This is a genomic window from Dietzia massiliensis (assembly GCF_018390595.1).
Taxonomy (GTDB): domain Bacteria; phylum Actinomycetota; class Actinomycetes; order Mycobacteriales; family Mycobacteriaceae; genus Dietzia; species Dietzia massiliensis.
Map to the genome: position 1 here is coordinate 1 of NZ_JAHBAV010000083.1, position 8,676 is coordinate 8,676.

General features: G+C 70.9%; 12 protein-coding genes. 2 read left to right on the forward strand and 10 right to left on the reverse strand.

The features are described 5' to 3' along the window. Positions 1 to 397, forward strand: a 397-nt coding sequence (locus KHA85_RS15400) for a hypothetical protein (protein ID WP_213186479.1), incomplete at its 5' end; no start/stop codon positions are given. A gap of 37 nt (positions 398 to 434) precedes the next feature. Here the strand turns inward: KHA85_RS15400 and KHA85_RS15405 are convergent. The 10 genes from KHA85_RS15405 to KHA85_RS15450 form a co-directional block, all read right to left on the reverse strand. Further along, the gene (locus KHA85_RS15405; protein WP_213186480.1) at positions 435 to 938 is read right to left on the reverse strand and encodes a hypothetical protein; all 504 of its coding nucleotides are present in this window, start codon (positions 936 to 938) and stop codon (positions 435 to 437) included. Positions 939 to 996: 58 nt separating this feature from the next. Then, positions 997 to 1,971: a cation efflux transmembrane domain-containing protein gene (locus KHA85_RS15410; RefSeq protein WP_213186481.1), complete on the reverse strand. Its 975-nt coding sequence runs from the start codon at positions 1,969 to 1,971 to the stop codon at positions 997 to 999. Positions 1,972 to 1,984: 13 nt separating this feature from the next. Further along, positions 1,985 to 2,518, reverse strand: coding sequence for a substrate-binding periplasmic protein (locus KHA85_RS15415; RefSeq protein WP_213186482.1), 534 nt, complete (start codon positions 2,516 to 2,518; stop codon positions 1,985 to 1,987). 25 nt (positions 2,519 to 2,543) lie between these two features. After that, a complete protein-coding gene (locus tag KHA85_RS15420; protein ID WP_236885781.1) occupies positions 2,544 to 3,452 on the reverse strand; it encodes an NAD(P)H-hydrate dehydratase in 909 nt (302 codons plus the stop codon). After that, entirely contained in the window at positions 3,449 to 4,210 is a 762-nt protein-coding gene (locus KHA85_RS15425; RefSeq protein ID WP_213186483.1) for a histidine phosphatase family protein, read from the reverse strand. Before KHA85_RS15425 ends, KHA85_RS15420 begins: the two co-directional genes overlap by 4 nt. Further along, a complete protein-coding gene (locus KHA85_RS15430) occupies positions 4,207 to 5,388 on the reverse strand; it encodes a zinc-dependent alcohol dehydrogenase (protein ID WP_213186484.1) in 1,182 nt (393 codons plus the stop codon). Before KHA85_RS15430 ends, KHA85_RS15425 begins: the two co-directional genes overlap by 4 nt. Positions 5,389 to 5,482: 94 nt before the next feature. After that, on the reverse strand, positions 5,483 to 5,968 hold the full coding sequence (locus tag KHA85_RS15435) for a hypothetical protein (RefSeq protein WP_213186485.1): 486 nt from the start codon (positions 5,966 to 5,968) through the stop codon (positions 5,483 to 5,485). Further along, the gene (locus KHA85_RS15440) at positions 5,965 to 6,945 is read right to left on the reverse strand and encodes a hypothetical protein (RefSeq protein WP_213186486.1); all 981 of its coding nucleotides are present in this window, start codon (positions 6,943 to 6,945) and stop codon (positions 5,965 to 5,967) included. The genes KHA85_RS15435 and KHA85_RS15440 overlap by 4 nt, the downstream gene beginning before the upstream one ends. 5 nt (positions 6,946 to 6,950) lie before the next feature. Then, positions 6,951 to 7,853: a hypothetical protein gene (locus KHA85_RS15445; protein WP_213186487.1), complete on the reverse strand. Its 903-nt coding sequence runs from the start codon at positions 7,851 to 7,853 to the stop codon at positions 6,951 to 6,953. Between the two features lie 4 nt (positions 7,854 to 7,857). Continuing rightward, a complete protein-coding gene (locus KHA85_RS15450) occupies positions 7,858 to 8,151 on the reverse strand; it encodes a hypothetical protein (RefSeq protein WP_213186488.1) in 294 nt (97 codons plus the stop codon). A gap of 318 nt (positions 8,152 to 8,469) precedes the next feature. Between KHA85_RS15450 and KHA85_RS15455 the strand changes: the two genes are divergently transcribed. Then, complete coding sequence (locus KHA85_RS15455) at positions 8,470 to 8,646, forward strand: hypothetical protein (protein WP_213186489.1); 177 nt, start codon at positions 8,470 to 8,472, stop codon at positions 8,644 to 8,646. The last annotated feature ends 30 nt before the right edge of the window (positions 8,647 to 8,676 follow it).

An 8,676-nucleotide genomic window follows, 5' to 3' on the forward strand; every position in this document is an offset into this window, starting at 1 on the left:
CGCCAAGGCCTCCCGAACCCGGTCCGCCCGCGCGCCGAAGGCCGCGACCGTCGACCCGCTGTCGGTGTCCGGCGCCCAGTTCGCGGTGTGGCGCAGTGTGCAGCATTTCTGCATCACCGACTCGACGCCCGACGCCCGCGGCGGAAACCTCGACCTGCTCGTCGCGTGGTCGGACTCCATCCAGCCGTTCCGCCTCCGCCAGCGGATCGTCGCCCGCCTGGACGACGAGGGCGCCTGGCTGCCGGTCTGCTACGCCAAGGACGGTTCCCGCGAACCCATCACCCAGGCGCAGGCCGAGCGGTACAGGGAGGCCCGCCTCGGCGAGACGACCCTGTCCGGCGGGGCGCAGAAGCCGCTCAAGGACACCGACCACCCGGACGAGACCGTCACCCTGTAGGACGCCCCGCCGGGTCCCGGACCCGCCGGAGGGGCGGTCAGCGGTCGGCCAGCGAGAACCGCCGCCCCTCCGGCTGCGGGCCCGTCGCGACGACGACCTCCTCGGCCCCGGCCTTCGAGGCCGCCGCGTCGGTGGTCTCCTTGGCGGCGGTGACCTCGTCGTCGTCGTGGTCCTCTCCCGCGGGGTCCCCCTCGCCGGTGGCGCGGACCATCTCACCGTCGCCGGGCAGCGGTTCGACCGTCACGATCGTCCCCTCGTCGAGCAGCGCGATGATCGCCGTGCGCGCGGCGCGGGCATAGCGCAGGTTCCGCAGGGCGGGCGTGTCGGTCTCGGGGGCGGACGGGTCGACGTCGACCAGCCGCAGCGGCTCGCCCGAGTGGGCGTCGTACGCCTCGCACACCGACTCGATCAGCTCGTCGAGTCCCAGGCTGTCGCGCTCGCCGAGCTTGTCCACGATGATCATTCGGGCCCGCTCCAACGCGGGCTGCTCGGGCTCGGTGGCGGCGTCGATGGCGGTGCGGATGTCGTCGAGTGTGGTCATGCCCCGAGACTGCCAGCCCTTACGGCGATCCGCAGCCGGTGCGCGGCCGGTGCGCGCGTCAGCACGGCCGGTGCGCGTCCAGTACCTCCGGCACGACCGTGACCACGACGTCCTCGATCTTCCAGCTCAGCGCCGCCAGCCCCCGCCGGACCTCCGACAGCCGCTCGACGGTGACCTCCCGGCCCACGGCGGGGACGAGGAAGGCCTCCACGTGGAAGACGTGCCCCTCGTCACGCACGCGCGCGCCGCGGTCCACCGCCCAGTCGACCTCGGCCAGCAGTGCGTCGATCTCGGAGACGAGCGGGTGGGGGTCGGTGCCGTCGAAGCGGGTGGGGCGCGCGTCGGCCAGCCCCTCGATCGCGCCGCGCAGGTTGGACCAGCCGTCGCTGACGATCGACACGCTCACCACCAGCGCCGCGACCGCGTCCGCCCACCACAGCCCCAGGCCGATCCCGAAGACCCCGACAATCGTGGCCAGCCCGGTCTTCCAGTCGGCGCGGTTCATGGCGGCGTCGGCGAAGAGCACCTTGTCGTGCAGCGCCTCGGCCGGCGCGAGCTTCATCCGGCCGAGGATGAACGGCCCGATCACCGACAGCGCCATCACCACCACCATCAGCCACCCGGACCAGATGACGTGCCCGCCGAGCTCCACCACACCCAGCGGGGGCCGCTCGCCGGTGATCAGCCCGGTGCCCGAGTCGACGATGAGGAACGCGCCCATGACCAGCAGCGACACCGCGGCCACGAGGTGCCCGATGCCCACCGTCCGATGGCGCCCGTACGGGAAGCGCGCGCTCGGCGGGATCCGCGACACGCGGACGGCCACGAGGAACGCGATCGGCGGGAGAAAGGACAGCGAGTCCTCGATCCACGCCGCCTTCATCGCCTGAGACTGGCCCGAGACCGCGTACACGGCCGCGACCGTCACGGCGAGAACGGCGAGGGTCACCCACTCCAGCCGGATGGCGCGACGCAGTGCGGCCTGCTGCTCGTCGGGCAGGTCCCGACCTCCCAGCGCCGTCGTCCCGCTCATGACGCCTCCTCGCTCATGACGCCTCCCCGGTTCCGGCGAGGTACGTCTCCAGCGCCACGAGCAGGGCGTTCTCGCCGAGCGGCGTGGCCATCACCATCTGCTCGGTGTCGCCGTCCGGCGTGACCTCATCGGCGTAGGGCCGGGTCACCGCCACCTCTTTCTCCCACGGGGTATCGGACGTCAACCCACCGACGACCACGTCGAGATCGCCGCGGACCATCGCCATCACCAGTTCGCTCTCCGCGCCGGACGTCCATTCCACGTCGGCCCCGTGCTCGGCGGCGAACCCACGCACCAGGTCGACCTCCCGCCCGGCGACGCGCCCGTCGTCGTACACCTCGGTCCACGGCGGGTTCTCGGACACACCCACGCGCAGCACGCCCCCGGTGATCCGGTCGAGGCTGCCGTCGGTGTCCCTGGGGAACGGCCCGCCGCAGGCGGCGGTCAGGGCGCCGGTGAGGGCGAGGAGGAGGACGACGACGAGCGCGTTCGGTCCCCTGGCCCGGCGCGACCGGCCGACCGGGGTCCCACGTTGCCGGACCTGCATGACTGACACCCTCCCGGCGGTCTGCTCAGGACGAGAGTTCTACCAGGATCCCCGGCACCTCGGGGAGCAGCTCGCGGGCGAGGAAGCCCGTGGGGCCCGTCCGGGCGGACAGGCGCTCGCCGGCCCGGCCGTGGCTGTAGGTGGCCCACGCGGCGGCCTGTGCCGGATCAGCCCCTCGGGCCAACAGCCCGGCGATGAGGCCGGCCTTGACGTCGCCGGAACCGGAGACGCCGAGGCCGAACGATCCAGACTCGTCCCGCCAGAGACGGCCGTCCGGGGTGGCGATCCACGAGGTCGACGTGCCGGACACGACGACCGCCCCGGCGCGGCGCGCGAATTCGGTGACGTGCGCGGGCGTGTCGGCCTCGACGTCGTCCTCGTCGACGCCGAGGGTGCGCGAGAGTTCTCTGGGGTTCGGGCTGAGGACCACGCGGCCATCGAGGTGCTCGAGGCCGTCGGGGTTCTCGGTGACGTACGCCATGCCGAGCGCGTCCAGCACGAGGGTGGTCTCCAGTCGGGGGATCACCTCGGCGAGCAGGTCCGTCGCGGCGGTCTTGTCCCCGATGCCGGGGCCGAGGACGACGGCGTCGCAGGACTTCGCGAGTCCGACGATCGTCTCGGCGCCCACCGCCGCGAGCTCCCCGTCCTCGCGTTCGGGTAGTCCCACGGTCTTGGATTCGGGGATGTGGATCGCCAGGCCGGGCGCGACCGTCTCGGCCGTGGCGATCTGCAACTTGCCCGCGCCGCTGCGCAGCGCGGCCTCGCCGGCCAGTTTCACTGCCCCCGGGGTGGCCCGGCTGCCGCCCACGACGATCACCCGTCCGCGGCCCTCCTTGCCCCCGCCGGGCGCGGGCAGCGGCCAGTCCCGCAGGAGATGGGGCGTGAGCACGACCTCGGCCCGGCTCGCACCGCCGGTCATGTCGCCGCTCGTCATGTCGCAGCCTCTTCCTGCGTGGTCGGCGTCTCACGCGTCGTCGGCGCGTCCGCTCGCTCTACAGCTGTCGTGTCAGCGTAGCGCTCGAGTTCGAGCTGATCGTTCGCCTGCCGGTAGGTCGTCACCGAGCAGTTGGGCAGCGGGTCCTCGCGGTCGATCGTCAGGACGTCGTGCTCGGCCATCTGCTCGAGCGCCACGCGGAAGCACATGATGACCGCCTGGTGACTGAACACGCACACCCGCTCGCCGGGGTACTGCTGGCGCAGGTCGGTGAGCAGGTAGCGCACCCGCAGCAGCACGTCGGTCCAGCTCTCGCCGCCGGGCGGGCGGTAGTAGAACTTGCCGATCCGGTCCCGCCGCTCGGCCTCCTCCGGGTAGCGCTCCCGGATGCCCCGGCCGGTGTAACCGTCCAGGATCCCCAGATCGCGCTCCCGCAGGCGCTCGTCGGTGAGCAGGGTCGCCCCGCCCGCCGCGCCGCCCGCCGCGCCGCCCGCCGACTCGAGCGCGAGGGCCGCGGTGTCGGCCGCCCGGCGGTACGGCGAGGTCAGCCACACGGTGGGCCGGAGCTCCTCCGGTAGCTCGCCGAGCCAGGCGCCCACCGCGCGCGCCTGGCCGCCCCCGACGTCCGACAACGGGGTGTCGGCGTCACGGTGGTCGAGGTCGAGGCGGTGGGCGCCCGCGGCGCGGGCGCGGTCGTCGGCGACGTTGCCGATGCTCTGTCCGTGGCGGATCAGCAGGAGCCGCGCGAGTTCTGTCACGGCTGGAGGACCACCTTCACCGCGCCGTCCTGCTTCTTCTGGAACATCTCGTACGCGCGCGGGGCGTCCGCCAGCGGCAGCCGGTGGGTCGCGAAGTCGTCGACGCCCAGCGGGTCGTCGTCGGTGAGCAGCGGCATGATGTCGGGCACCCAGCGCTTGACGTTGGCCTGGCCCATCTTCAGCGTGATCTGCTTGTCGAACAGCGTGAGCATGGGCAGGGGATCGGCGCTTCCGCCGTACACGCCGGACAGGGAGATCGTTCCACCGCGGCGCACGATGTCGATCGCCGAGTAGAACGCGTCGAGCCGGTCGACGCCGGCGTTCTCCATCATCTTCTTGCCGAGGAACTTCGGCAGCATGCCCACGGCCGCGTGCGCGGCGCTGGCGGCCGGGGAGCCGTGGGCCTCCATGCCCACGGCATCGACGACCGAGTCGGGGCCGCGCCCGCCCGTCATGTCGCGGATGACGTCGCCCAGTTCGCCGGGGACGTCCGTGGGGTCGATGACCTCGACGCCGCGGTGGGCCTGGCGTGCGCGCCGCTCGGGGACGGGGTCCACACCGATGACGCGGTGTCCGTGGTGGGCGGCGATCCGGGCCGCCATGTCACCGATGGGCCCCAGGCCCAGCACGACGACCGTGCCGCCGTCGGGGATCTCGGCGTAGTCGACCGCCTGCCACGCGGTGGGCAGGACGTCCGACAGGTAGAGGTAGCGGTCGTCGGCGTGCTCATGCGGCACCTTGATGGTGGTGTTCTGCGCCTGGGGCACGCGCAGGTACTCGGCCTGCCCGCCGGAGACGCTGCCGTACAGCTCGGAGTACCCGAACAGCATCGCGCCCATGCCCTGATCGCGGACCTGGGTGGTCTCGCACTGGGTGTTGAGACCCTTGTCGCACATGTAGCAGTGCCCGCAGGAGATCTGGAACGGCATCACCACGCGGTCCCCGGGCTTGAGGCCGGTCACCTCGGCGCCGACCTCCTCGACGATCCCCATCGGCTCGTGGCCGAGGATGTCGCCCTCGTGCATGAACGGCCCGAGGACCTCGTACAGGTGCAGGTCGGAACCGCAGATGTTGGTGCTGGTGATCTTGACGATCGCGTCGGTGGGCTCCTGGATCCTGGGATCGGGGACGTCCTCGACGCGGACGTCGCGCTTGCCGTGCCAGGTGACTGCCTTCATATTCGGGCTCCTCTCTGGTCGTGCTATGCGCCTTCACGCATACTCTCGACCGTAGTAACGACCCCGTCGGCCCGCATCCGGTGGACGCGCCAGGTCAGCCCAGCGCCCGCAGGACGCCCGAGTGCGTCGTCACCTGGTCGGTGAAGGTCGTGCCCACCACCTGACGCAGCACCGTGGCCCCGCCGTCCTGCCACACGGTGGCGATCGTCGACGCGGTGAGCTCGTGAGGGCCCACGCGGAACTCGCCGAGGGTGTCCGAGACCAGTCGACCCCGGTCGTCCACCACCCTGTCGGCGGCCCACACCCGCCAGCGTTCGAGCGTCGCAGCCGTATCCGCGAGCCGGTCCAGCAGCGTTCCGAGGTCGACCGCGGGGGTGACGCGTGCCAGCGAGATGATGACGGTCGGCTGGAATCCTTCGCGGTACAACCCGGGGTGTGCCCAGATCGCGACGTTCGGGACCGGTTCGTTCTGGTCCAGTAGCTGCCACCCGTCGCCGGGGTCGAGCCGGGCGAGGGAGGGGTCGTCCAGCGGTTCGAGAACCCTGCCGCCGGCCTCGAGGAACTCTGTGAGCGTCGTCATGGCGTGTCCCCTTCTTCGGCGCGAACGATCTCGCCCGTGGACCGATCCCACCGATCGCCGACGCGCATCGTCCGACGCGTGTTCCAGTCCGGACCCACGAAGAACTCGGCGCACTCGGGGGTTGCCAGCAGTGGCCGGAGCCCGGGGTTCTCCACGAGGAGGTAGATGGCGTTGATGAGAGTGTTCGGCTCGATCGTGTAACCGGAGCAGTCCACGCCGATCACGTCCTGATCGTCGATGCGGAAGAGCATGGTCTTCCTTCTGGTCTCCACTCCTTCGCGAACGAACATCTGGACCCCCGCGCGGAGATTGCGGTGGGAGGGCCGGTGAATCTCGCCAGGGCCCCCGTTCTTGATGTTGGCGTCGCACACGGGTCGGAGTGCGGTGACGGAGTCCCACGGGATGGTGGCCTGGAAGTACCCGCGCGTGTAGTGCAGCGCCCCGGGTGTGAAGACGAGCGCGCGACGGTGACCTCCGGCGACGAGGGACCAGCCGACCAGGGCCATGCCCGCCCACCCGATCGCCAGGGCCACGTAGGCCGAGACCTGAGACCAGAGGTTGTCGTAGTCGGGATCGGAGAACCAGTGGATCAGCGCCCATGAGCTCAGCGCCATCGCGACAACGAAAGGAATGTGGAGGCGCCAGTGCCCGTATGCGGGAATCGGTGTTCGGGGTTCATCGATTCGGGGTGGAGTCCTGAGGTGGACGAAACCTGTGGCAGTCGGAACGAGCACGGCGACCATCGCATTGGACCCGAGATACGCGAGCTCCACGAGGTCGGGCCGCTCGGCGTACGCGGCGCGCACCGGGTCGATGACACCGAGAAACCACCAGACGTCGATCGACGTGGCAGCCCATATGACCTGTGCGGCGTACCAACACAGGGCCGCGAACGCCAGGAGCCAACGAGGGTTCTGGGCGACGCGGTAGGTCCACTCGATGGTCCGGGCGGCAGAGTCCGGTGCCGGTTGGGACATCACCCTCACCCACCTTGCCGCTGGTCGTCGAATCGGTCGCGGAGGTGCGTGGACGCCTTGGCGCTGGCAATCGTGCCGAGGACGATGCCCCCGAGTACTCCGGCCACCGTCCCCGCGCCGGGAACGATGCTTCCGGCCAGGCCACCCGCTACGGCGGAACCGACGATGCTCGCCGCGAGCCCCGCTCCGAGACCGGCGCCCTCGGCGGCGAGCGTCTCCGCCAACGGCTCGTCCTCCGGCGCGCCGTACACCCCGGCCACGAAGCTCAGCGCCGACCCGAACGGGCCGAGCCCCTTGGCGACGACTCGGGTGCTGCGCAGTCCGTCGTCGCCGGCGGCGATCGCGGCGGCCAGTGGTTCCGTCATCACCGCGTTCACCACGCCGACGGTGATCGTCTTGGCATCGACGTTGTTGCTGTGGTCGGCAATGGTCTCGTAGAGACGGGTGAGCGTGTCCGCCGTCTCGACGTCCAGAGAGTCGATCGCACGGAGCGCGTCCTTGACGGTCACTTCGAACTCGCGGAGTTCTCGCATTCGGGCCGCCTCCATATCGGGGGGACACACCACGCTCCCGTCCTCCGCGACGGTCGCCCCCTGTCGGAGTACCGCCTCCACGCCCGCTTGCAGCCGATCACGGTGGATGGCAACGGATCGAGCGAACGACGAGAGCGGATTCGCGGTGCTGCGCAGGTCGTCGCCGAGTGCGAATGTGCGCCGACGCAGATCCTGAACCGATGAGCGCGCCGCGTCGACGGACTGACCCTCCATCCCGTCCAGCACCCTCTCCGCATCGTCCCGCAACTGGTCCGCGACGTCATTCGTCGCGGTGATACCCGCGCGGACAGTGATCAGGCGCGATTCCGCGTCGTCCACCTGCCACGCGAGTGCGTCGCTGACCCGTATCGGCACCGGTTCACCTCCCGCCGAACATCGCGGCGTTGTCGCCGTCCGCCGTGACGATGACCCCGGTCGCGGTCCGGATGCGGCCCGCCTCCCCCGCCAAGTCGGAGCTCAGCCTGTCGGCGGACTGGCTCAGCCGCGCGCCGAGCGTGCTCGCGATGGCCGCGACCCTGCTGCCCCTCACGGCATTCGCCAGCGCGGTGAGGTCGCCCTCCGGGGTGATCCCGCCGATCTGGTCGCCGTATCCGGCCACGCGCCGGGCGAGATCCGTCAGCTCGACCGGGGTGACGTCGAGCGGCCCGGTCATCGTGGCCCCACCGTGGGTCCGACCACCATCCGCGCCGATTTCCCCTGACGGTCTCGCGAAACCCGGTGGTCGCAGCCCAATGCTGTGGTGGCGCTCGTCGTCGTCGTTCTCATACCCGCGTTCTCATATCCGCCTCGCCGGCCGTGATGGCGTCGCTGGTGGCCGTATTTCCGTGCACCCTGTTCGACGCGCGGGATCGCCGGTTCGGTTCCACGCCTCCCTGGCTCGATTCGAAGACTTTTGGACCCCGCCGCGGATAAAATAACCGTCATTCAAGCGGAATCGGTCGGAGACCCGGCCCTGTCGACGGTGGTGGACATGACCAGATCGCCCGGGAACGGCTGGGACTCCGATGACTGGCGGTACGCGCCGTACAACGACCCCCGGTCGCCGGGTCGGAACACTGCGGTATGGGTGCTGGGCGGGATCGTCGTGGTGCTGCTCCTAGTTGTACTGACCACGGACGTTGCGTCACCGGTCGGCATGGCGGGCTGACATGAGGAAGACCTCCGTGTGAGGTGTGAA